We start from the raw sequence: 24,843 nt of genomic DNA on the forward strand, positions 1-24,843 counted from the left end.
TCAGCTTTCGGCCATATCCTTGGGGTCTTTTAGACTTGCCAGATATGCCGGCACGTCTTCCTTTTTCATGGCGGGTGCCGCTTTGGCCACCGCACCGTCAGACATATCACCGAAGTAAAACTGGAAACCGGGGATCACCTGACGGCGTTTGCGCAGCGGCATGCCGTCATAAGGGAAAACGTCAGACCGGGCATTCGCGGCCTCGTCATGGCACGGCAGGATGTAATCGGCACGCTTGTCGAGCTCCTCGACCGATTTCCAGCCTTCGTAGGAGTTCACAAAGCGGGCGGGCACCCAATAACGCCAGCCTTCGGCTTCGCAAGGTTCAAGGTTGCGTTCCTGGAAGATTGCGTCACCCGCAACAACGATATCACCGGCAGAGGTGGCAACCGTGACAGCCATATGTCCGACGGAGTGCCCCGGTGTGTGGAACATGGTGATGCCAGGCAGCACTTCGCATTCGTCCTCCACGGCCTCAAACACGCAGCCCGTATAGGCCGGTTCGATCCCAAGATAACCGGATTCATACGTGCGGTAGTAAAGCGGCAGCGGGTTATGGGCCATTTCAATCTCGGCCTTGGGCGCGATGTAGCGGGCGTTCTTGAACTTCTTCATGTTCTGCACATGGTCCCAGTGCAGATGAGTAAAGACGATGGCGTCGATTTCATCCGGATGCACGCCGAGCTTCTGTTCCAGATGCTCATGGACCTGCAGACAGCCGCGTTTCTGGCATTTGTGGTGGTATTTCGTCGCGCGCTCTTCATCGCACAGACCCGTGTCGATCAGGATCTTATGCGTGCCCGTATCGACATAATGGCAGTAAACCGGGTTCCAGAACTTCTTGCCCGCTGGTCCTTTCCAGAATGTGTAGGTCCCAAGATCTGCTTCGAGCCAGCCGGTATTGATCGGATAAATCTTCGTCTCATGCGCGCCCATCTGGCCCTCCATCCCCGCGAGTCGAGTTTTGTATACAAAAACAAGATCGAGAATGCAGATGCAAGATGAAATCGTGTTGAAAGGACTAATTGACCTCTAAAGTTCGCAAGAAACTTTCAGTCATGTGGGCGCGCATGCCATCAGAGGCTGCTTTCGAATCCTCGGAAAAAATGCTCGCAATCAGCGCCTCGTGAGATTTCGCGGAGGCGATCAGGTCATCCTTGGAGGCGAACTTTTTCGCACGGAACGGCCCGGTGCGACGGCGGAAGTCAGAGGCAATTTCTGCAATGTAAGGATTCCCTGTCGCGCGATAGATCGTTTGATGAAACGCCTCGTTCGCATGCAGATAGGCGTGCATATCGCCAGATTCCGCTGCCGCGACGCATGCTGACTGCGCCGCCTCTATTTCAGATCGCGACAACAAAGACAGGCGCTGTGCGGCAATTCGGGCACAGGTCGCCTCGATTTCATGCATAGCTTCAAAGATTTGCGCCAATTCCTCGCGGCTATACTCGGCCACCCGCACGCCACGCTTTGCACCGGGCACCAGGATCGCCTGCGCGGTGAGTCGCGTCAGCGCCTCGCGGATCGGGGTGCGCGAGACGCCAAAGCGTTCGGTCAGCTTGACCTCATCCAGCCGCTCGCCCGGTCGCAGAAGGCCTGTTGCAATATCGTCCATCAAGGCGGCCTCGATCCGTTGGACCGTGGACCCGCGTGCACCTTTTTCATGATGATCCTTGAACTGCAATGCTTCGATATCCTTCTATCGCTACTGCATACTGTTACACGGCGACGGGCCGTTTGGCAATTTTGGATATTTACTTTTAGTTTTGTATACACAATGCTCTGCGCTACCGGAGGAGAGGGATTCGATGCCAGAAATACGCTTGCAGCAACTGGTTAAACGCTACGGTGCGGTTCAGGTGCTGCATGGGATCGACCTGCAGATGGCCGAGAATGAATTCACCGTTCTTGTCGGCCCCTCTGGCTGCGGCAAATCCACGACCCTGCGCATGGTTGCGGGGCTTGAGGCCGTGTCAGACGGTGACATCCTGATGAACGAGGCCTCGGTCAAAGACCTTGATCCCAAGGATCGCGACATCGCGATGGTGTTTCAGGACTACGCCCTTTACCCGCATATGAACGTGGCACGGAACATGTCGTTTTCGCTCCGGCTGCAGAAGACGCCGAAGGCCGAGATCGACAAGAAGGTAAAGGAAGTGGCCGAGATCCTGGGGCTTTCCGCCTACCTTGGCCGCAAACCCGGCGAGTTATCTGGCGGACAGCGCCAGCGCGTTGCAATGGGCCGGGCCTTGTGTCGTGACGCGGGCACGTTCCTTTTTGATGAGCCGCTGTCAAACCTTGACGCCAAGCTGCGCGGGCAGATGCGCGCTGAACTGGCCGTGATGCGCCAGAGCGTGCAGAAAAACATGATCTACGTCACCCATGATCAGATTGAGGCAATGACCCTCGCCGACAGGATCGTCGTGATGCATGGCGGTCATATCCAGCAGCAGGGCACGCCGGCTGAGCTGTTCAAGAACCCGGCCAACAAGTTCGTCGCCGGATTTCTGGGCTCACCACCGATGAATTTTCTGGCGGCGGAGCTGAAAGATGAGGGTGGCACGCTTTACGCGGTCGGAAAGGGTTTTCAGCTGGCGCTGGACCCTGACCTTGCCGAGCGGTCGCGACGGCAGGCAGTGTCCTCTGCGATCCTTGGCATTCGCCCCTCCGATCTCGAATACAACCCGGATGGCGCAGAGGACGCATCTATCGATCTCAATGTCGTCGTCTCGGAATATGTCGGAGCGCAATCAGTGCTGATCTGCGATTGCGGCGGGTCGCGCGTGACCGTTGAAATCAAGTCTGAAACACCGATCGCCTTGGGCGAAACACTTCGTTTTGCGGTGCGGCAAGAGGGTCTGCACCTGTTCGACAATAAAACCGAGGACGCCATTTGAAGCGTCCATCAGCAATTGGGAGGAAACGATGCTGAACCTATTGAAGACGACAACCGTCTTGGGCGGGTTGGTCATGGCCAGCGGGGCCTTTGCCGAAGGCCCCTACGCCCCTTATGAGGGCACGACGCTGATCGTGAATTTCCCCGCCCACCCACATTACAACGCGGTGATGGAGGTACTGCCCGAGTTTACCGCGCAGACCGGCATCGAGGTTGAGGTGGACATGCTGCCCTATCTCGACATGCGCGAGCGGCAGACACTGGAACTGGCGCTGGATGAGGGAGCCTATGACCTGATCTCCTATGTCGTGTTTTCCAAGGCCGACTATGTCTATGCCGATCAGCTGGAAAACCTCGCCAAGTATTTCATGAACCCGATGCTCTCGGATCCCAACTATGATGCGGGCGATCTGATTGATGGCTATGTCCAGAACATCGGCGTGGCTGGGGGAGAGAAAGGATATCTGCCAGGACCCACAGGCTCGCTTTATGGGTTGCCATTCGGGTCCGAGACCTCAGTCCTTTTCTACCGGGCGGATATTTTCGACAAACATGGGTTGGAGGTGCCGACAACCTATGACGCGTTCCTTGAACTCGCCTGTCAGATCCCGGAGCTTGAACCGGGCATGGGTGGTGTCGCGTCCCGTGCGGCGTCCGGGCATCAGGCAAGCCACGCGTTTTTGTTGCACCTTGCCCCGCTGGGCGGACGGGTCTTTGACGAAAGCTGGAACCCAACCATCAACAATGCAGCCGGTGTCGAGGCGGCCGAAGCACTGAAGACGATTGTGGATTGTGGGCCTGAAGGCTCCTCCGCTTTTGGTCCGGCCGAGGCAGCGAACGCCTTTGCCCAGGGGCAGGCAGCCATGTTCCTTGATTCAATCGCCTTTGCGCCAACATTCGAAGATGACAGCCGCTCAACCGTCGTCGGCAATGTGGGCTGGGCCGCCCATCCTGAAGGTGTCATGGCGGCATCGCAAACCGGTGGTTTCGGCCTTGGCATTCCCGCCAACGCTGAAAACAAGGAAGCCGCGTTCCTTCTGATGCAATGGTTGACCTCGAAAGAAGGGGACCTGATGGTTGCGATGGCTGGCGGCAACCCGTCCCGCTTCTCAACTTACGAAAACGCCGAGCTCAACGCCAAGTTCCCATGGTCGTCGACCTTTGGTGAGGCACTCGCATTCGCCGATCCTGACTGGCGCCCCATCATCCCCGCCTGGGGTCGGATCAACGCCGACATCGGCACAACGATGAGCCAGGTCTTGACGGAAGGCATCGACATTCAAGAAGCGCTGGATGGCATCGCCGGACGCACCCAAGCGCTGATGGAGGAAGAGGGCTACTACATCTGGCAATAGTCTAGATACCTGAGGCGGCCTCTCCCCCGCCTCAACTCTCCCTGATGCCCTGGCTGCATGATCGTGGCCAGGGCCCCACCAACCGAAGGCTTGCGCGCTCGTGTCCAAACAACGTCTGAACCGACTGACGCCCTATATGTTCGTCGCACCGGCGGCATTGGTGATGATCCTCGCGCTGTTTTACCCCATCGCTTACATGATCTGGGGCAGTTTTCGCGATTGGGACCCGAGCCAGAACCTCAGCGAGACGGAGTTCGTCGGCCTTGCCAACTACGCCAAATTGCTGGTTGACCCTGCCTTTCATACATCGTTCTGGGTGACTTTGGTGTTCGCCTTTACCGTTGTCGCGGTCGAGATGGTGATCGGTGTGGGACTTGCACTTCTTCTTGATCGCAACATCCGGGGCATGAGCGTTCTGCGCACGCTCTTCATCCTACCGATGATGATCGCACCTGTGGTTGTGGGCCTCGTCTGGCGCTACATGTTCCACCAGACTTACGGCACCTTTAACCGCTTCTTCGAGGCGATTGGCCTGCCGAAGGTCGATTGGCTAGGGCAAAACCCGCTTTTATCGGTGATCATCGCCGATATTTGGCAATGGACGCCCTTTATTTTCATCCTGTCACTGGCTGCGCTGCAATCCCTCCCACGCTCGGCGCTTGAGGCGGCGCGCATTGATGGTGCGACGGGCTGGCAACAAGTGATCCATATCAAGCTGCCGCTGATGATGCCGGTGCTGATTGTTACCATGCTGCTGCGCCTGATTGATGCCTTCAAAGTGCTTGAAGTTATTCTGGTCCTCACCGGCGGAGGCCCCGGCCTTTCCACCGAAATCCTCGCCCTGCGGATCGCCCGCACCGCGCGGGAGTTCCGCGAATTGGGCGAAGCAGCAGCAATGTCGAATTACCTTCTGATGCTCTTGATGGTGCTCACCTTAGGCATGTTCGCCTTCACCCGCTGGCAAGAGGCCCGCGCCCGACGTCTGCAATTCGCGCAAGAAGAGGAGGGTTAGGGCGATGGCCGACACCAATTATGACCGCCAGAACCCCGCCTTCTATGTGCTGATCGCCATCCTGATCTTCATGAGCGTCGGTCCCGTCGCGCTCTTGCTGATCAATTCGCTGAAACTGGACGTCGATATCACCAGCGGCGCGGGTGGCCTTTTATTCATGCCGACGATACGCAACTACGAAACCGCCCTTTGCGATATCCTATGGTATGAACCTGAACATCTGCGGTTCTGCCAAATCCGTTTTGGCGGGGCCTTTATCAACTCGATCATCATTGCGTTGATCTCCACTGCATTGACACTGATCTTCGGGTGCATGGCGGCATATGCGCTTGTGCGGTTCCGGTTCATGGGGCGCGATAGCCTGTCGCTTTCAACCCTCGCTGTCCGCATGATCCCGCCAGCAGTTCTGCTGGTGCCGGTCTTCGGGCTTTGGAACAATGCCTTCTGCCTCGACAACGATTACGGGGTGGGCGCCTGGATCCGTGATACGTTCGGCGGGCGCGGCGATGTCTGCCTTGCAGGCACACATTCCGGGATCATCCTGATCTATGTCGCGATGAACCTGCCCTTCGTGATCTGGATCCTGCAGAGCTTCATCGTACAGGTTCCCCGAAGTCTTGAGGAAGCCGCACGTGTCGATGGGGCGGGACCATTTCAGACCTTTTTCCTTGTGGTACTTCCGCTGATCAAGCCCGGGCTGGCAGCCGCGTCGATCTTTACCTTCCGTATTGCATGGAACGAGTATCTGCTGGCCAGCGCCCTTGCTGACCGCGATACGATGACCGTGCCGATCCTGATCGTGAACAACGCGTCGGAGTTCGACGGGTTGGGCACGATCTTTGCGACAGGCATGTTGCTCGCCATTCCCCCGATTCTCTTTACGCTCTTCGCCTCACGCCAGATCATCACCGGCATGACCGCCGGGGCCGTGAAAGGGTAAGTGATGGCGCGGGTGCTTTTGATCGGCACGTTCGAGACCAAAAAAGCGGAGCTGGACTACCTCGCAAGTGCCTTGAAAGATCACGGTTTGGAGGTATCGACGCTTGATGTGTCGCTGGCCAATAACGGGGTGATCTGGTCGGGAGTCGAGAAGCTATCTCAGATGGCGGCCAAGGCCGAAGCTGCAGCGGCCCATATCACCGAACAATCCGCTGAATGCGCTGTTGCCATCGGCGTAGGTGGCGGCACTGGCGGCGAAATCATCCTCGCTGCGATGAAGGGCCTGCCCTCAGTCTATCCTAAAATCCTTATCACAACGCTTGCCTTCGATCCGCGACCCGCACTGGCCGACACCTCTATAACCATTATTCCGACACTTTGCGACATCGAGGGGCTGAACACCTACCTCAAACAGGTCTTTGAAAACGCCGCGGCGGGTGTGGCTGGGCTGGCCAAACGACGCGCTATTCCAGCGTCTGGCCGGGCTTGCATCGCGATCACGACACTGGGCGCCACCGGCATCGCGGGCGCGGAAGTTGCGCGAATACTCGACCGAACGGGACATGAGGCGACGGTGTTTCACGCCAATGGTTACGGTGGTGCGGCCTTCACGCGATTTATCGAAGAAGGCCATGCGCAAGGCGTCATTGACCTGAATGTTCATGAATTAGGCCGTCTGCGGCTGGCGGGGGTGCATGTACCAATGGACACGCGTTTTAGCGCGGCGCATGATTTGCCGCGCGTTGTCCTGCCCGGTGCGCTGAACTTCATTGGATTAGGTGCCATTGATACGGTCCCGGATGCGTATAAGGCACGCCCCCATTACCGCCACACCGCACAGTTTACACATATCAAACTGACCCCCGACGAGATGGCAGATCAGGCAGAGGCACTGGCCGCTGAGTTAAACGCCGCCCGTGCACCTTGCCATGTCATTCTGCCCATGGGCGGCTTCAGTCACGAAGACCGGCCAGGCGGCGCGATCGAAGATCCCGCACTGCGCCGGGTTGCTGCCGAGACCTTGGAAGCCTCGGCGAAAACCTACACAACGCAGCGGATCGACCACCACATCAACACCAGTGATTGCGCAGAAGTCGCTGTCGCAGCGCTTCTTGAAAGGATGCTTCATGGCTGACCTGAACCGATTTCCAGACCTGCACGACAAGATGGATGCACTGATTGCAAGCGCGCGGCGCTGTTTTGATCTGGGCCTGCAGACGAATGCGGGCGGCAACCTATCCGTGCGGCTGGATGCACGCGATGCGATTGTCATCAAACCATCGGGCGTGGGCTTTGCCGAATGCACGCGCGATAACCTGCAGGTTGTCGCACTGGACGGGACGATCCTTTCAAAAGGCGAACTGAAACCTTCGAAAGACCTCGACTTTCATCGCGACCTTTACCGGATCAGAAAGGACATCAACGCCATCGTCCATTGCCATAGTCCGTGGGCGACCGGCTATGCCAGCGCCGGTATCGAAATCCCGTGCCTGACCGTTCAAACCATCGAAAAGATCGGTCGCATGCCGCTGATCCCCCTTTCAAGCAATGGGGGCCCGCAAACCGAAAACGAGATCAGCCCTGTTTTTGCCGAGACAAATATCCGCGCTGCCGTGCTGGCCAATCATGGCACAATCGGCACTGGCAAAACGCTGATCGCCGCGCAGTATTTGGCCGAGATCATCGAGGAAACCGCGCAAATCGCCTATGTCCGTGACACGCTTCTTGCGGCTCATGGCAAAACAAACGCGAATTTGCCACAATACGGGACAGCGGCGGAAGCAGCTATGCATACAAAATGATACGCGCGTTCAACGAGCTTACGATTAAGAAGAATGGGCTTCTCCGCCTCGGATGTGAACGTCTTGTTGCGGATAAGGAATTGATAGCCCCGCATTCTCGAGGGCATCCTTCATCTGATGCGTCAAATCCCAATAAACCGTCCAGTAATCGCTTGTTCGGGCCCATGGCCTGCAGATGAAGTTGACTGAACTGGCACCCAGTTCATTCACACGGATCGTAGGTTCGGGGTCTTTGAGAACGAGCGGATGTGCTCTTACGATATCATTGATCACCCGTTCGGCGTCTTCGATTGAGTCGTCGTAAGAAATACCGAAGACCAGATCGACCCGTCTGGTGTCGCTCGCCGTGACGTTGGTGATGACATTGCCCCAGACATTCTTGTTCGGGATCACGATGACCTGATTATCTCCGGTCGTCACAGTCGTTGCGACGATGCTGACAGATCGGACTGTGCCGCCGACACCGCCAACCAGAACGTAATCGCCTTCATCAAAGGGGCGGTTGATCATGATCATAAGCCCGCTCGCGAGGTTGCCCAGCGTGTCCTGAAAGGCGAATGCCAGTATGAAAGAGGCACCGCCAATCATCGCAAAGAGCGGTGTGATGTTGACGCCAAGTGCGGCGAGGACGAACAACAGCCCAAGGGTGATGACCAGCCAGAACACCGCCCCGACGAGGAACGCCTCCAAGAGCTTTGACATATTCGGGACCCGGCCGATCCAGCGCCGCGCAAGGCCACGCGCGAAACGCGAGACAAACAAGAGCGCGACGAAGGCCAGAATGACCACACCTATGTCCAGTGCGACAGCCAACCCGCCGTCCGAACGCGTCAGCCATTCCAGAAAGGCCAGCGCAATGGCCCTCGGACTGGCGAGGATCGTTTCGTTGAATAGAACCGAGTCGCGGTAAGCGCGCAGTTCAGCGACAATCCTGGGATCACCGCCCTTGCTCTCAAACGCGGCCACAACCATTGAGAAGCGCTCAAACAGACCCGCGCGTTCTTCAACCATCAGCGCGATTTCCTGAAAGGTCGTGTCATTTGCCAATGCCGGGTTGTTCAGCAAAGCGATCTGGCGTGCTGCGATCTCTGCGGTCTTTGACTGGACGATCCCGAGCCAAGCGCCGGAAAGCGGATCGAGTTCGTCCTTTGTCAACGGGATCAGGCGATAGGCCAATTCATCGGTCGAGATCGCAGGATTGACGAGTTCCGGCGCACTACTGGTGATTGTTGGATCAGTCGTGGTGTCTTGAGACAGGGCTGGACCCGGTAGAATAAGCAGTCCTGCTGTTAGCCAGATAAACAGGCCCAGCATGAGGACGCGCGTCGTTTCTCCACATGCGCGCATCCTCCCCAAAGGCATGACCCGGATGCGCATCAATCCCGCGACATGAGGAACTCAGCCACCGCCTGATAAGCGGGCAGCGAGGTCGGGTCGATGAACCCGTTTTGCGCCACAGGAAAAGAAGCGAGGCGAACGAGAACCATCTCTGCCGTCGGGTCGACATAGATTGTCTGCCCATGGACACCGCGCGCGGCATAGGCACCGTGATCGTTGTGGAAGACCCACCATTGGCTGGTGTAGCTGCCGGCACCGACAGTCGGGAAACCATCTCCGAACTTACTTCGGTCCCCGCCTGCGCTGATCTTCTCAACAACCTCGGCGGGGAATAGGCGTTCTCCGTTGATCTCGCCGCCATTCAGCATCAACTGACCGATGCGCCCCAGATCACGAAGCCCGGCGGTCACCCCGCCGCCCGCGAAAGGAATTCCTTTGCCGTCGACGGTCTGGTAGGCATCCTGCTCTGCACCAATGCGGCTCCACAGCCGCTCCGATGCCAGGTCGGTCATGGACTGGCCGGTCACGCGGCTGATCATCCAGCCGAGCATGTCTGAATTGATGGTTTTGTAGTGGAACTCGGCGCCGTGCTCGCCTTCCGGAGCGACCTGCTGCAAGTATTCAAAGTATCCATCCGGGCCAACGTAATCTGCCGGTTTGGGCAACGGGCTCGCAGCGGCAGAGTAAAGCCAGACATCCGCATTGCGATCAGAGTAATCCTCCGAATACTGGACACCTGTGGTCATATCCATGACCTCGCGCACAGTGGCTGTCGCAAAGGCACTGTCGCCAATCTCCGGGATCACGTCGCGGACCAAAGCCGTGTCATCCAATACACCTTCGACCACCAGGATTTCCCCCAAAAGCCCGGTGATCGACTTCGTCATTGACATGATGGCGTGCTTCCCATCCTCTTCCAGGCAGCCAAAATAGCGTTCGTAAACGACTTCGCCTTTGTGGATGATGAGCATGCCATCGGTGTAGTTCGCATAAAGCGACTCTTCCCAGGTCATCGTCTCGTCACTGTTCATTGGTGTGAAGGTGAGCGCGTCGATCTGCTGGTGCATCTCGGCAAATGCGGCAGGGGTCGGGTAGTCCAGCGGCACAGGCGCGCCAAGCCCCCGGCTGATTTGCTCTGTAGGGAGGAACTCGCGCAGGTGACAGACCGACCAGCGCAGCCTGGGAAAGCTGAAATAGTTGGTGTCAGGCTGCGTGATCAGCTTGTCCGGGGGCGGGGGAAAGCCTTGCATCCAGCCCATCACATTTGGATCGGACTCTTGTGCGGACAGCGGTGTCGACTGTGCCAGCGCGCCAGTTGCCCCACTCAGCGCAAGGATCGTGCCAGCGAAACATGCAATCAGATTAGAAGTTGAAAACAACATTAAGGAATCCTCCTGTCCAAGGGTCTGCGCTCCCTCCGACGACATCTTCTATTCCGGCCCCCGGAAAAGAGACCGAAACGCCGGCTGTCAGGAACGTACTTCGATTGATGACGCGGCTGTACTCAAGGAACACATCGTCGGCGAGATGCGCATCCGTTACACCCGCGATTACATTGCCGGACGAATCAAGGCGTGTCGCCTGTCCAAATTGGATCGGGCTATTCAGCTCGTTGGCCCGAATATGCGCATAGCGCAGTGTCCAAGTATCCCGCCGCGCTGGTTTGATCCGAAGGGCCAAAGAAAGGGCATTCACGTTCGAGTTGATGAAGGTTGAGGCCGACTTTGACCCCGTTGCCCAAGCGCTCGGACTGCCTTCATAGTAAAGCGGGTCAAACCGTTCATACGTCGTTGTGTCTGGATCGTCGCCCGAGAAGGTATGATAGCCGATAGCGACGCTCGATGACCACGCCATATTGGCAAACTTGTACTCCGCTGTCACACGGCCAGCGTAAGCATCTAGATTGAAGTCATCATTGCGCTGATATGCAAGGTCGCTTGTGAAATTCCAGTTCTCTAAATTGCCGGAAAACGGATTTGTCTTGGCATAAAAGTTGAGGGTGTTTGTTCCTTCGCGTGCACCTATGACGGGCGCCCCACCGATCTGGGGGTAAGGTGAGTTCGAATTCAGTACGCTGACGAAAGTTGCGCCGACATAACCACCTTCCAATGTGTCGGTGCGCAGATCAAACCCCGCCAGTTCATTGCTACCGTCAGTGGAGGGCAATTCGTTCGGGTCGAGATAGAAAAATGTCCCCGTTGTTTTATCGAAGGTCATGCGGCCGATAGCGGCCATCTCCCAGGCTTTGCGTGGTCCAAACTTTAATGCTCCGCGTTCGAAACCGCTGGTCGCTCCACTGGCAATTAACATGCCGGAGCCCAGCCTCAGCTCGCGCGCCCCGAGCGAAATGTCATATGAAAAGCCGGTCCCAAGATCATTGCGCAGCGCCAGATAGGCTTCCTCAAGTGTCGTGTCGCCAGTATCGCCCGTGTCGAATGCATCTGTGCCCCAAGTATAAGACGCCACTGCCGAAAGTTTGCCGTAGAAAATGGCATCGGAGTTTAGCCTGCGTTCAAAGCTCAGGCCCGGTTTGATATAACCCTCGAGCCACTCTGCATCCGGATCGAAGCCACTTTCTGGAGAGGTTGTTGCAGCGAGATCCCAAAACAGGTTGTTCTCGGCAACGGCATTCAAGCCGAGCTGCAAATGCCCCCGAACTTTCAGACCGTCTTGGTCGTAAATGAGCGTAAGGTCGCGATCTTGAGAAAGTGCTCTCGTAGCAGCAAACAAGACAACGACACCGGCCATAGTGCCGGGAATTCGCGCAGCGAAGTTTTCATTCGCCTTCATACGACTAAAAGGCGAGTATTTGTAAAAAACTGGTCACCGCGCCCCCTTGGCTGTAGCCCATTGTGTAGCGTCTTACCATGATCTATAACGAGCAAGTTAGCGTTGGTGTATGGTCCTTCAACTTCCAATTAAAAAGTTTTTGGCTCTCCCTTTGGTTGTCCAAAGGTTTGCACGGTGACGTTGGCTAGCGAATACGCGCAGGAAAAACTCGTCGCCAAACTTGGTGCCGCTCTCATCGCGTCCGATCCTGGCCCTTCTCTCCAACCTCGGGACGAACAATTGGCGTAAGTCTCGCATTTGCTGAGCGGGCTGAAAACCAACCGCAGTACATCCCTCAAGCTGTAGGGCGCGGCAGAAACAGCGATTTGGTGGACATATCATATTGTGTTGGGCCCTGACGATAAACTGCAAGCCAAATCCATAAGATGGGATGACAAACCGAATGCGCACCAGAGAAGCGGCCCTATCAGATTGTTTTGTGGTCGCGTCCGCCTTCGCATCGCGAGAACATAGAGTTCCGGCAAAATGGACTTTGGGTCACCTACGGGTTTGCAATCTCTAGTGACGGGGCATTTGACCGCACCGTATTCAGTACGCCTGGGCTGTTCATCGCCAGTTTCCCAATGGAAACGACAACACCAACTGGCAGTGTCTGCGGGATGGCAAGAAGAAGGACGTGCTCAAACGCCTCCACCCCAATTATCCATGCAGGCATTCATGCGCCCACGGAATGTGTGTCTTCAAAGTGCCAAAATACGGCGGAACTAGCTATAGCCTGCGACTGTGCCAAAGACCGCAATCAATAGCTGAAACAGTACGTCGCTGATAACGGCTTGCCGGAATGATGATCTGACCGTCGCTTCTTCTGTGAAGTAGTAGCTAATACCCAGGTTGCTGGTGGCGTATTCTGAAATTGCGGTCATACGCAGCAGCCCGGAATCTGGAACAACGATTGTAATCGCGACATAGCCACCGGCTGTTTTGCCAAGATCGTCAAGAAACCGAACGCGCGCACCGGAAAGGAATATACCACTCCGCAACTCACGCATATCGTCGCTGAGTAGATCAATGGGCGTGTAACCTCTGATTTGGTATGTACCATCAGTCACTGACATTGTCTCATTTTCTGAGATGGGCGCGCCGATTGTCACTGCACCTCTTAGGGAGCGTGCCAAAACGTTTCAGGGCCTTGCTTCCATGAATTATGAACGCGCCATCGACCATTTGAGCGACCTCGGATTCCTCATATTCATCAGGCACCGCGACAACATCCAGTCGCAATGCAGATGGCAACGATGTCAGCTTGTTAGTACTGTCGGCGGACAAAAAGGTACGGTGGAGGGCTTGCTCGACAAGGTGATGATTGCGCCACGGTCATCCGAAGTTTCGCAGCGGCCTTTCCGCCGCAACGCCCCGGCCTGCATCACCGCAAACACGCCGCATAATCAAACCAACAAGATGAGCCAAACTCTCGCTTAGTGCAGGCCGCCATTGGTCCCCCCCAAAAAAAACCTGACCTCAGACATGTAAGCATGACTGCCCTAATTTAGGTGTCCAACAGGTACTCAACCTCATCCACGAAGAACGCAGTGTCGCGCGGGAAGCTCATTGTCAGACGCGTCAACTTGTTTGCAGCAGCATTGTGGTTTTTTATCCTGGTTTCGAGGGTGTCCAATGAGCATCGGTCAAAGGTGGAGACAAATAGCTCAACGTCGTCAGCATACTCACCCATCAAAGCGCAACTGGTACGTCGCGACGCCATTGATCCCGGTGACTTGCCATCTGATGAGGAGGTTGTTGCCTATAAACACCACGTCCTCTTGAACGGATCATCCGCCTGATGACCCCGCATCCACTTTGCGGGTTAGATCGAAAGCCCCGAATGGGACGTCGCCCTGCGCCAGGGTCACCATCAGGGTCCGATCTCGTTCGAAACCTATGAACTGAACCAACAACGGATCGAGGATGGTGCGCGTGCGCCTGCCTTTAAGGACATCAATGCTGGCTGCCCAATGCGCGGCTTTGTCTGCTGCGATGATTGCGGGACGCCACTCACGGCCTGCTGGGATGATGCGCCCCCTAGCCGACATTCACAAAGAAACGAAAATGCTGCAGTCGTGGCTACAGTGCTGATAATCAAATTCGATGCGCATCCTCGCACGGCCTATGATCAGCGGCCGATTTTGCCAACCAGGCCTTGATGAGGTCCGCACCTTGGGTTCCGGATTTCTAGCTCCGAGATCAGGTCTCTCTTTGTCGGAGGACACATTCTCGGGATCAAAGCCCCTGCATTGAGCATATCCAGTGAAGTTCAGGCCGTGACTGTGGCGAGGTGACTGACCTCGGCGGCGATATAGCTTGCGCGCAAGCTATCGGCGACGCTTCCTGTTTCGACAGTCTTTTCAATGGCAGATGCCAGACCCGTCAGACCGAGCGTTTCGCTTTTGCGGGAGATCTTCGCCAGCACTGAGGGGTCATGAAATCTTAACATCTCGGCAATCCCTTCCAAAACCTGAATGGATAGATCTTCGATTGGATCACGGGCCATGGTCGGCGCCCCGGTAATGGTGTTTTTGAGTAGCGACCATGCGCGGCCACTGATAGCCATCGCGTTGGCGCGTTGGCGTTCACTATCCAAAGTCAGGTTGCAGATGTTTTGCGGTTTGTCATTGGTGCGGGGCAAATAAGCCGTCACTGGCGCAAGCGTTAGCTGCCGGTTGGTAAAAGTTGCCTCGCAGACAAAGCACTCCACCCGGCTCGCTTGTACCGTCAGCCACTTCACGTCGTCGCCACTGGTCAGGGTCAGTTCCAATGTGCTGCCGTCGGTGCCAACGATGGGCAGCCGATAAAGCTGCGCGATATCGTCAAAGCTGGCCTCGCCGTATGACGTAGGACGCAGGGCAATCGGCACGGCGCGACCGGCTTGCCGCAGGCCCGTGGGCAAGCGTGCGGTCAGATCAGCACGCGCCGCTGCAAAATTCGCGAACAAGGCGCCGCATTGCGCAAGTGTTTCGGCTGCATTTCCTGCGCCCGTGATGATTTCAGCCTGCCCATGATCCATCGGCAGGAAACGGTCCGGGCTGGTTCGCCCGTTTCTGAGCGTCACATGCTTGCCGATTAATGACTTCGTGGTTCCGGCGATCCAAAGTGGAGCTTGATAGGCCGCCGATGGAGAAAAGGTCGGGTCCATTCCTGCCCCGCGGGCTTGGCCGGAGCTGTACCATTGACCTTCCTCCGGCACGAAGATGTGCAATCGCATCCCGCGCGCGCCCGTCGCCGACTGCCACTTGACAGCGGCTAGTGGCAGAAGATGCGTTTCTGGCAGATCGGAGTAGCTGCGGCGCACGACGCCTGTAAGTTCAGAGTCAAGCGGCGTAGCTTCCAGCGCGTGGATCAAGGCGCAGGTGGTTGCCGAAAGCGTCAGAAAGGTGACATCGTCATAGCGCACGTGATGGTCGCGGGCCTGTCGCGCCTGACGCGCCAAGGTGCGCATCAAACCAGTCAGACGGGGTGCAGCTTGGGACCGGGCCGAGATGGCTATATCGAACATTGCCTCTTCTGCGACGGACGAGCCACCGCCAAAGACACCTGAAACTAGCGTTTCGACCGCTGCGCGTGCGTCTTGCAAGAAGTCGACCGAAAGCGGTCCGGCTTCGGCGCTGGCAGGGGCCAGATCATCAAGCTTTTGCGTGCCGGACTGCGTTCGCACCAGCAGCGCGGCGGCGGTGACGACCCGGCGCTTGGTCGACTTTGGCCCTTTGAACACCGCCCCTTTCAATCCAAGCCCGGCTAGGAAGGTGACCGGCATTTCGGTGTCGGGCAATTGCACGCTGAGGTTTGTGCCATCTTCGACTACCGTGCCTTCAACGCTGATCGTGGCCTGGGTCAGGGCCTTGTCCCAATCGACGCCCGCAAATTTGCGCAAAGCCGCTTCGGTGAGATTCGTTAAATCATCGTGAGCCGTTCTTTTGGGTACATCGTCGGGTGCAGTCGCGAGGCTTTCATTGGCACGCAAGGCAAGGACAGCCAATACCACATGGCGGCAGATGCCGGTGGCGGGACAGGTGCAGGTTGCGTCGGTGAGTGAGGGGCCCTTCAGTTCGACGGTTTGGTCGCCTGTTGTCACCTTGGCCTGTGTGTCGTCACGGCTGGTGATCTGAAAGTTGCCGGCTTCGAGGTCGCGGCTTGCCCGGCGGACCAGACCGACCGAGGCCAGTGCGGCAAGCGCGCTTTCGTCGTGAGTATCGAGGAGGGCGGCGAGAGTCATGACATAATCTCGGCCAGCCATTTTGCAAACTTGTCGGGCGTCATGGCGCCGACATTCATGCCGAGGGCCGCCGCCTGACCTGCAATTTTTTCGTCGTAGAATGGTGCGCCGCCTTCGTCGAGTGCAAGCAGTCCGACAAGACGCACGCGCGCCTCGGCCATGCGTGCGATTGAGGCCAGCAGCGCCCTTGGGGAGCCGCCTTCGCAGAAGTCGGTGATCACGGCGAAGACGGTGCGGTTGGGATCGGTGATCAGGTCTTCGCAATAGGTTGTGGCCCGCGCGATGTCGGTGCCGCCACCGAGTTGCACCGAGAGCAGCGTATCTAGGGGGTCGGTCAGTTTATCGGAGACGTCGATGACCGAGGTGTCGAAGAGCACCATTTTGACGGTGACACCGGGCAGGCCGCCGAGGATGGCAGCCATCACGGCCGAATAGATGATGCTGTCGGTCATCGAACCCGATTGGTCGACGCAGAGGATGACCGTCCACGGCAAGTGGCGTTTTTCGCGGCTGTTGAAGCGGAGCGTTTCGGCGATGATACGGCCAGTTTCGGGGTCGTAGGTTTTGAGGTTTTCGCGCAACGTTGCGCGCCAGTCGAAGTTGGCCGCAGACGGAATGTTCGAGCGGCGGAAGCGGTTCTTGCGGCCCGAGAAGGCCCGCCTCACGTCTTGGTGGAGGCGTTCCATGATGTCGCGGATGACGCGGTTGGCGATCTGGCGCAGTTTGTCGCGCACCTTTGGGTCGGCGCGGTTGTGGAACGACAGCAGGACCTTGAGCATGTCCTGATTGGGTTCAAGTTCGTCGAGGGTCTTCGGGTCTTTCAACAGGTCGGTCAGGTCGTAGCGATCCAGCGCGTGGCCTTGCAGTGTTTCATAGACGCTGTCGGGGAACAGGCTGCGGGCCTTGCCGAGCCATTTCAGCGGGCGCATTTGCGTTGGATCAAGCGAGCCCGGGCCGCGATCGCGTTCGATGCCACGCCGGTCGTATTCGCGACCGTAGAGGAACTCGAGCGTGTTGTCCATTTGGCCGTCTTTGCCGGACAGGCCGCCGAGGTTGTTCGAGGAATAGCGGCCGAGCGTCAGGCGCCAGCGGCGTGTACCTTCGTTCATGACGCACCTCCAATCCAGGTGGTCAAACCGTCTTGCTGCAGGCTGGCGTGGAGCTTTTGCTCGATGGCGAGCGCGCGGGTAAGATCGGCTTCGCTGATCGTGTCGGAGGTCGAAAGCAGCTGGCCGGCCTGAATATCGTGCATGCGGGCAAGCTCTTCGGCGAGGTGGTCGGTGTCGCGTGGGTTGAGCGCGGTGAAGGCGAGGCGCAGGTGCGGCAGGAGTTCTAGGAACTCTTCGGCGTCGAGGCCACAAAGGAACGTATCGACGGCAGGCAGCAGACCCTTGGCGTGCCGGATGAGCGTCGGGCTGCTGTGCAGGATGCCGCGCAACACGCCGATGCGGGCGGGCAGATCTAGACTGACGCCTGTCAAGCGCCCTTCGACTGCGCGGACAAGTTCGTCGGCCTGACGCAGGCCCGCTTGCACGCAGACTGCGAGGACAGCGCCCAGGATCACCGGCTCGGTGATCTCGTCCGCCGCACGATCAAGCGCGTCGTTCAACAAGTCGCGGTCCAGTCCCGCATAGTCGGTACCGCGCAATATCTCGGTGATCAGGCGGAGGGCATCGAGACGGTCGGCGACTTGTTCTTCGGTTGTGCGCGGCAGTTCATCGCAGAGATAGACCAACCGCCTGTACGCCGTTTCGACCACGCCTTGCAGATCAAGCTTCGCGGGCACGCGAAGGGGCCCCGACGAGCGTTGTAGGAACATCAACCGTTGCAGTGCCTGCGTAACGGTGGAGAACGTACCGTAGTTCCCGATGTCTCCCGCGAGGTCACTTGCGAACGGCGCCAGCCGTTCGCCTAACCCGGCCAGAAGGCCGCGCGACAGAAGCGTCACCATCTCGGGCAGATCGCGGGCCTTGCCGTCGCCGATCAGCGCGCCACGCGCGCGCGCGAGATAGGCAAGACAGGCAGTGGGCAGGCTGTCGCCCAGTACGGCGCTTTGGATCAGATGGCCTTCTACCTGCGGCGACCAGGCATAGAGCCATTCTTCGAATAGCAGTTCCGTGCGCGCCCCGGTGATGTAGTCAGGCCCGATGTTGCGCCCGGCGAACGGCGATCCGATAAGGCTGAGGGCGTGACAGAATTGCGAGGCGTCAAGGTGGAAATCCTTGCGGCGAATGTCGAGCTTGCGACGACGTTGGGCGCTGTCGGAGATATCGAAACGATGGTTACTGGCACGACGGCGCACGTCTTCAACAAGCGGGGGCGATCCTGCAGAGGCGGGCACGTCACCCATATCATCGCCGCAAAGGAACGCCTGGAAATCGGTGATAATAGCATCTTGGCCAGAGGTTTCACCTTTGATGAAGGCGGCTTGAATACCGTCGATCAAGTCGTGCCGCATTGCGCCGGGGCGCCCCCGCATGTGGGCCAGTGCCTCGGCCATTCGGATGGCTTCGGTTTGGGTTGGCAGCGCGACGATAGCGCCATCGTCGCGAAGCTTGTTTGAAAAGTCGGACAAAAGATCGATGGCAAGGCCGCGCCAATCCTGCGTTTCGGCTGTGCGATCCCAAAGCGCTTGGTAATAGCCGGGCTGTGGCAAGCCCGCGCCATAGCCGTTGAGCGCATCGAGCGCGCGGAAACCATAGCGGATGAGATAGCTTTCGGCTTTGTCCTCGGTCTTTTCGGTCTTTGGAATGTCTTTCAGGTCGCCGACGAGCGCAGGTGCGTGGAAGCCGCCAACAATGACAACAACCGGACCGCCCTCTTCGAGCGCTTTGCGGACTGCGCGGGCCATGTGCGCCTCGCGGTTGGCATCCCCTGTCGCCTTGATTTCGGCCTCGGACGTTGCGGCACGGATACCGGCACAATAGATGCCTGTGTCGCAGAAAAAGGCGCGCCAATCGTCGCCACCAATGCGCGCTTCGAACAAGTGATCCCACAGTTCGAATCCGTCGCGACAGCCTGTGTGGCGGGCCAGAGCTTTGATGTAATCGCCGGTGTTGAAGTGCGCCTCGCTGGCCAACGCCACGGGTTCGGCTGCATCGGTAGAAAGGCGCATCGCCTTGTCGGCGGCGGGGGCATCGATGAATTCAAGTGTCGCCCCAATGGCATGACCGTCTTGCAGGGCGACGAATTCAGGCGAGTGACCGCAGAAGGGATAGTAGCCCGCAACGCGGGGTTGATCGCCTTTCGGATCGACCAGCGACACCAAGGCAACGGGCGGGCGTGTGGCCTTGTCGAGCAGCAGCGGGATCTGGTTTGCGAAGTCTTGCGGAGCTTCGATCAGAACCCGCTTCGGTTTGATCTCGGCGATGAGTTTTTTTAGGTACCAGGCGCAGGCCGGAGAATGGTGCCTGATGGGTACCACATAAATGCCGCGCTTTGGTTGGAACAGAGCGTCGGCAATCGCTTCGAATGACGGATGCTCAGTCACGCAGCGCGTCTTTAGCCGAGCCGTAGAATGCCGACCATGTGCGCGAAGTGCGCGAGCGCGGTTTGGCGATTTGATCGACGTAGGCGCGGAACTTGCGGGCGTCTTCCGGATCGTCCTTGAAAACCACGCCACCGATTTGCCGCGCGATATGGCCCGCAGTGACTTTACCGTCGTCGAGGTAAGCCGCTTCGAGCGCCGCGGCGTGGGTCACGTTAACCGCTTCGGCGGTGGACATCACGCTGTTGGGCACCGCGACGCTAGCACCGTCGGCGGTTCTGCCGGTGCGCAAGTCGCGGAAGACCGAGACGACAAGGTCGAGCACGTCGGCATTCACATCGGGCGAAATCGGGCCGTCGGCCATGCGTTCGGTGACCTGCTTGTCGATCAGGTCTTTCTCAAAAGCGGCGTCGGCGATAGGGTGCACGGTTTCGAAATTGAAGCGGCGTTTCAGGGCGCTGGACATGTCGTGCACACCGCGGTCGCGCAGGTTGGCCGTACCGATTAGGTTGAAGCCGGGCAATGCGCGGCTTTCCACTTCGGCGCCAAGTTCTGGAATCGAAACGGTTTTTTCCGACATAAGCGAGATGATGGCGTCTTGCACCTCGGGGGCGCACCGGGTGAGTTCCTCGATCCGGGCAATGCGGCCTTCGCGCATGGCGGTGAGGATGGGGGACGCGACCAGCGCGCGTTCGCTAGGCCCTTCGGCCAGCAGCAGCGCGTAGTTCCAGCCATAGCGGAGGTGATCTTCGATAATGCCAGCCGAGCCTTGGATGACCAGTTTGGAGGTACCGCTGATCGCAGACGAAAGCAGTTCGGAGAGCAGCGACTTGGCGGTGCCGGGTTCGCCAACCAGCATAAGGCCCTGGTGCCCCATCAGCGAAACGATGCAACGGTCAACCAAGGGGTCGTCACCAAAGAATTTCTGTTTCACGTCAAGCGCGTTGTCGCCCAGGATAAAACGGCGGACGGCTTTGGGCGACAGGTTCCAACCGTTTGGTTTCGGGTCTTTGTCGGCCTCGGTCAGGCGAATGAGTTCAGCGGCATAGCGTACTTCGGCGGGCGCACGTTGGATCTGGTCTACCATTGGCAGGTTTTTTCCCATTTCGGATCGAAGCTGCCCTTTTCGGCCATGGCGTGGAAATCGTTCCAGCATTCGGACAGCAGTACTTCGGGGACGTCTTTGAGGGGCACGGTTTGGCGCATGCGCGATGTGTCTTTCTCGAACCCCAGCGAAATCAGCGCGGCGGGGCGGTTTTCTTCCGGCAGCCAGTTGCCGGTGAAGGAGACCACGGCGGTCAAGCCGACACCGGTGAAGCCTTTGCGGTATTCGTAGAACCAGCCGCCGTCTTCCGCTGCGCCGCGTTCGTAGCCCAGCTTGGTGGCCACGCCGCGGATTTGGAAGGTTTCCAGCACCCAACCTTTGCGGTCTTCGATCAGGGTTTTGTTGGCCTGATCTGCTTCGAGGCGCATTAGGCTGCGACCGAACTGGATGAAGAGCGGTTTGACTTCGTAGTCTTTAAGGTGCGCTTCCCACACCTTGGCGTCGGCGTCCGCCATCATGGCGCCGTGGGCGATGCGGACGGCGGCAAAGGTGGTCGGCTCAACATCCGCATCTTCGCTGTCGATGTATTCGCCTTCGGCCGTCGGACGGAAGGCGGTGAGAACTTCCCCGTCAGCGTCGAGGCCTTGCCAAACCAAGCGTTCGGTCAGGCGGCGCATGACGGGATGATCGCGGAAATCGCGTTGCCAGTCTTCCACCGCCCAGCTACGCGCACCACAAAGCGCCTCATATAGGCGACCAGTTTGCATGGAGACGACCTGTTTCAGTTCTTTTTTTGAAGTTGAAAATTGTTTTTTCGACGCTTTGGTATGGTCGTCCGTTCCAGCGGGGAGCGATTTGATCACTTTGCCATCTGGGTTTTTCAGCACAAATGTTAGGTCTTCGCCGAGTGTGGCGCAGTAGAGCTTTTCGTCCAGACCACATGGAAGGTCGAGGGCGCCGTCATCGTCAAGCCCAGCCGTGGGAATGACGCGGTCACCAAGCTCGTTCATCGTCCAGTTCATACGGTCGGCGACCGATTGGATCAGCGTGCCCGCATAGGCCTGCACGCCTTTTTGTTTCAGCCGCGTGGCTGCCGCGATCACCACTTGCAAAGAGACCGGATCGCCCTTGTTGGCCAGCACGTCCAGAAGCGAAGAGGCTTGCGAGGTGCGGGACCCGTGGTTGCGCAGGTAGCCGCGAACGCGATCGGCTGCGACGGTGGCGGGTGTACGCGAGGCAAGGCCCAGAATACCTTTCGTGGCCGCGCCGCTGTTCAGGTAATTGCTTTTGATCTCGCGCCGGAGATCGGCGAATGCCCTTTCGCGCGTGTAGTCTTCGATCCAGCGCTTCCATTCCCTGAATCGTCGATCGGCATTTTTTTCGGCATGGGCATTCGCTTCTTCATCGGAGGGCACAGTAGTGTCATAGGTGACCCAACTGTCGAAAACCCATTGCGAAAAGGCCTCAGCGCTGTCGGGTTTGAGCTGGTCTAGAAAAATCTCGAAGAGCGCGTTGCCGCCCGGCTGTTTGAGCTTGTTTGCGAGGAACAGCCACCAAAGCAGCACATCCTGAGGCACCGCTTTGCCGTTCTTGAACTTGGCGGCAGGCAGTGCATCAAGGCCCATCCAGTCGAGCTTGTCGAACTTAGCCTTTTTTAGGCCCGCCTCGGCTTCGCGGATCAATGCTGCGGGGCCAACGTAATCGTCCAGTGGTTCGCCCAATTGCTGCAAAGCAGTCAGGATGGCCGCTTTGGCAACCTCGCTTTTTTCCTTTTTGAGGCGTTTCTTGAGCGCGGGGACAGCAGGCGTGTCGCCACGCTGCCCGATCCATTCTGCGGAGCCGGCGCGAATGGCCTGCCGACTGTCATCCAAAAGGGCTATCAAACGATCAAGTACTTCCGGCACGTCGGAAAGGAGCTTGCGCGCCTCGGCTTTGCCGGCTTTCTTTTCGCCGGTCGCAATATCGAGCAACGGCCCTAAACAACGCAGCGGCACCTTGGGAAGGGCGGCAATGCAAGACACCGCGCCGACCCGACTTAGTGCGACCGCGTTAGCGCCTGAACCGAAGGCTTCGTCGAGAACATTCAGGTTTTCGGCCACATAGGGCCAAAGCGCATGTGTGGGTACATCCGAGGGTTCAGGCCCCCAATGGCCTTCGTCTGGGATTAGGACACGTAGCATGTCGCCCCGTTGCGCCGGCCGGGTGACGTTTTTTCGCCAGCCGCCAATGGTGACCTCTTGTTCAGTCTTTATCCAAAGCTCTTCAACCGTGCGCAGATCCGCGCCGGGGTTGCCAAGGTATTCCTGAAAAACTTCGGAAAAGGTGCCTGCCGCCCATGGGCTGAACCAATAGGCGACAGAGTGCGTCGCCCTGAAGCCCAGCGTCATCCTTTGATGCAAGGGCATTTTCGCGATGATGCTTTTGGTGTGGTCGCGGCAACGATGGTCGAGGAAATTCGTAATCTGATATCGGCGCGACTGGTTAAGCCCATTTTTCATGCTCAAGAAATCAGCGGCGAGGTCGGCAAGGTTTGGCGAGAGCTTGTGTTGCTTAAAGAAATATTTTTGGCCCTTGTTTTCGCGGTTGTATTGCTCGATCCGTTCATTTTCATTCTTGATCGCGTCGACGAAGCCCCGCTTGTCGACGGCGGTTAGCCTATATGCGGGCTCATCATAGTTGATGGGTCTTGAACCCGGGATGGCAACGCGGGTGCCATCGATGGCGCTGTATCCGCTCGTGTCGTCAGGGTCTTGTTCCAGCTGCGCCGCGACTTGTGAAACGGACAGGCCATTTTCGATGGCGGCTTTGACGCGGGCGGTTTTTTCGATTTTGGCGTGCGCTTCGAGGGCGGCGCGAGCACTGTCGGTGTCGATGCTGAGCAACAAATCGACCATGGCCGCGCGGGTGATGACTTTGCCAGATGAGAGCTGCTCAGTCGCATGAGTTTCGATGAGCGTGGCATCAACTTTTTTCAAAGCGGCGAGGGCGGCTTCGCGCACAGATTTAGCGCTGTCGCTGGTTTGCGCGAGGACATGACCGAGGAATGGTTCGGCGTTTGCCATGTCGTGTTTTGCGAGATGCACGAGGAACGCCGTTCGCCCCGGCGCGGTACAGCGTGCGACACCGGCAAAGGCGGCATCGGAGTGTTGCTGTATCAACGGAGTAACGTCGACGCATGCGCGGTACAGTTCGGTCTTAACTCGCTCGTACGGGCCAGTTTCCCAGAACAGCAGTTCGAACAGGTCTTCGAGCTTGGCGTTGAGCGCTTTGGTGACCTGGATCAAGCGATCAGCGCTGAGGCCCTTGATCGGTTTCTTTCGCGGTTGCGGCGGCCAACGTCGGACGTCTTGCATCGCCGCCTGGAACGCTTCTGAGCACAGCACGCGTAAGGCGGGTGAGGATTTGGTCGTGCCAATGGCGTGGCCGGGCAAGGTTTTGCAGCAGGCCGCAAGAGCTTGGGCATAACGGGCCAGCAAATCGAGTTCGTAAGGGTCATTGTCGAGGAACAGACCGGGGCGTTTGGTGTGCACGTCGTTGTCGCCAAATGACTGGTACCGCGTGCCGCAAACATGGATTTGATCGCCACCACCTTTGACCGAGAGAGTCGAGAGTACTGTGGCCGATTCGCCGGTCAGGACGTATTTAATCGCCTGGTCGCCCATGCCTTTTTCGACGTTGTTCAGACGCTTCAGGTCGCGAGTGATGATGTTGGCTACTGTGCCTGATGACGCGTTGGACAAAAATCCTTGGAACAACTTTCCAATCATGAGTCTCTCCCGCTCAAATCTCGCGCGTTTGTGATGAAAATACATTTTGGCGAAATTGTGGTTCAGTTGGAAACAATATGTAAATTTTGGGCCATTCCAAATCATTGGCAAATCTGGGTTGAGACCGCATGACTTGGTCGCCTAG

Annotated in this window: 18 protein-coding genes; 7 read left to right on the top strand and 11 right to left on the bottom strand. The window is 57.9% G+C overall.

Annotation, left to right across the window (positions count from 1 at the left end):
- The gene (locus tag SLH49_RS19750; RefSeq protein WP_320270869.1) at window positions 1–936 is read right to left on the bottom strand and encodes an N-acyl homoserine lactonase family protein; all 936 of its coding nucleotides are present in this window, start codon (window positions 934–936) and stop codon (window positions 1–3) included.
- An 85-nt stretch (window positions 937–1,021) separates the two neighbouring features.
- A complete protein-coding gene (locus tag SLH49_RS19755; protein WP_320270870.1) occupies window positions 1,022–1,684 on the bottom strand; it encodes a GntR family transcriptional regulator in 663 nt (220 codons plus the stop codon).
- A gap of 124 nt (window positions 1,685–1,808) precedes the next feature.
- Between SLH49_RS19755 and SLH49_RS19760 the strand changes: the two genes are divergently transcribed.
- The 6 genes from SLH49_RS19760 (at window position 1,809) to SLH49_RS19785 (ending at window position 8,004) form a co-directional block, all read left to right on the top strand.
- The gene (locus SLH49_RS19760) at window positions 1,809–2,897 is read left to right on the top strand and encodes a sn-glycerol-3-phosphate ABC transporter ATP-binding protein UgpC (RefSeq protein ID WP_320270871.1); all 1,089 of its coding nucleotides are present in this window, start codon (window positions 1,809–1,811) and stop codon (window positions 2,895–2,897) included.
- Between the two features lie 28 nt (window positions 2,898–2,925).
- Entirely contained in the window at window positions 2,926–4,251 is a 1,326-nt protein-coding gene (locus tag SLH49_RS19765) for an extracellular solute-binding protein (protein ID WP_320270872.1), read from the top strand.
- 100 nt (window positions 4,252–4,351) lie between these two features.
- On the top strand, window positions 4,352–5,263 hold the full coding sequence (locus SLH49_RS19770) for a sugar ABC transporter permease (RefSeq protein ID WP_320270873.1): 912 nt from the start codon (window positions 4,352–4,354) through the stop codon (window positions 5,261–5,263).
- 4 nt (window positions 5,264–5,267) lie between these two features.
- Window positions 5,268–6,203 (top strand): carbohydrate ABC transporter permease, encoded by a 936-nt coding sequence (locus SLH49_RS19775; RefSeq protein WP_320270874.1) that lies wholly within the window; start codon window positions 5,268–5,270, stop codon window positions 6,201–6,203.
- A gap of 3 nt (window positions 6,204–6,206) precedes the next feature.
- A complete protein-coding gene (locus SLH49_RS19780) occupies window positions 6,207–7,337 on the top strand; it encodes a Tm-1-like ATP-binding domain-containing protein (RefSeq protein ID WP_320270875.1) in 1,131 nt (376 codons plus the stop codon).
- Complete coding sequence (locus SLH49_RS19785; protein WP_320270876.1) at window positions 7,330–8,004, top strand: class II aldolase/adducin family protein; 675 nt, start codon at window positions 7,330–7,332, stop codon at window positions 8,002–8,004. Before SLH49_RS19780 ends, SLH49_RS19785 begins: the two co-directional genes overlap by 8 nt.
- A 24-nt stretch (window positions 8,005–8,028) precedes the next feature.
- On the opposite strand, the gene SLH49_RS19790 is transcribed toward SLH49_RS19785, so the two are convergent.
- The 4 genes from SLH49_RS19790 to SLH49_RS19805 form a co-directional block, all read right to left on the bottom strand.
- Complete coding sequence (locus SLH49_RS19790) at window positions 8,029–9,318, bottom strand: mechanosensitive ion channel family protein (RefSeq protein ID WP_320270877.1); 1,290 nt, start codon at window positions 9,316–9,318, stop codon at window positions 8,029–8,031.
- 62 nt (window positions 9,319–9,380) lie between these two features.
- A complete protein-coding gene (locus tag SLH49_RS19795; protein WP_320270878.1) occupies window positions 9,381–10,724 on the bottom strand; it encodes a serine hydrolase in 1,344 nt (447 codons plus the stop codon).
- On the bottom strand, window positions 10,705–12,132 hold the full coding sequence (locus SLH49_RS19800; RefSeq protein WP_320270879.1) for an alginate export family protein: 1,428 nt from the start codon (window positions 12,130–12,132) through the stop codon (window positions 10,705–10,707). Before SLH49_RS19800 ends, SLH49_RS19795 begins: the two co-directional genes overlap by 20 nt.
- A 764-nt stretch (window positions 12,133–12,896) precedes the next feature.
- Window positions 12,897–13,247 carry a hypothetical protein gene (locus tag SLH49_RS19805; RefSeq protein ID WP_320270880.1) on the bottom strand — a complete coding sequence of 117 codons (351 nt, stop codon included), beginning with the start codon at window positions 13,245–13,247 and terminating at the stop codon, window positions 12,897–12,899.
- An 82-nt stretch (window positions 13,248–13,329) separates the two neighbouring features.
- On the opposite strand from SLH49_RS19805, the gene SLH49_RS19810 reads away from it, so the two are divergent.
- Window positions 13,330–13,611: a hypothetical protein gene (locus tag SLH49_RS19810; RefSeq protein WP_320270881.1), complete on the top strand. Its 282-nt coding sequence runs from the start codon at window positions 13,330–13,332 to the stop codon at window positions 13,609–13,611.
- Between the two features lie 832 nt (window positions 13,612–14,443).
- Here the strand turns inward: SLH49_RS19810 and SLH49_RS19815 are convergent.
- From SLH49_RS19815 to SLH49_RS19835, 5 genes are read right to left on the bottom strand one after another with little or no spacing between them, the layout of a single operon-like run.
- A complete protein-coding gene (locus SLH49_RS19815) occupies window positions 14,444–16,399 on the bottom strand; it encodes an SWIM zinc finger family protein (protein WP_320270882.1) in 1,956 nt (651 codons plus the stop codon).
- A complete protein-coding gene (locus tag SLH49_RS19820; protein ID WP_320270883.1) occupies window positions 16,396–17,508 on the bottom strand; it encodes a VWA domain-containing protein in 1,113 nt (370 codons plus the stop codon). The genes SLH49_RS19815 and SLH49_RS19820 overlap by 4 nt, the downstream gene beginning before the upstream one ends.
- Window positions 17,505–19,889 (bottom strand): DUF5682 family protein, encoded by a 2,385-nt coding sequence (locus SLH49_RS19825; protein WP_320270884.1) that lies wholly within the window; start codon window positions 19,887–19,889, stop codon window positions 17,505–17,507. Before SLH49_RS19825 ends, SLH49_RS19820 begins: the two co-directional genes overlap by 4 nt.
- Complete coding sequence (locus tag SLH49_RS19830) at window positions 19,882–20,973, bottom strand: AAA family ATPase (RefSeq protein ID WP_320270885.1); 1,092 nt, start codon at window positions 20,971–20,973, stop codon at window positions 19,882–19,884. Before SLH49_RS19830 ends, SLH49_RS19825 begins: the two co-directional genes overlap by 8 nt.
- The gene (locus SLH49_RS19835; RefSeq protein WP_320270886.1) at window positions 20,967–24,803 is read right to left on the bottom strand and encodes a DUF4132 domain-containing protein; all 3,837 of its coding nucleotides are present in this window, start codon (window positions 24,801–24,803) and stop codon (window positions 20,967–20,969) included. The genes SLH49_RS19830 and SLH49_RS19835 overlap by 7 nt, the downstream gene beginning before the upstream one ends.
- Between the last annotated feature and the right edge of the window lie 40 nt (window positions 24,804–24,843).

The organism is Cognatiyoonia sp. IB215446, assembly GCF_033963825.1.
Taxonomy (GTDB): Bacteria; Pseudomonadota; Alphaproteobacteria; order Rhodobacterales; family Rhodobacteraceae; genus Yoonia.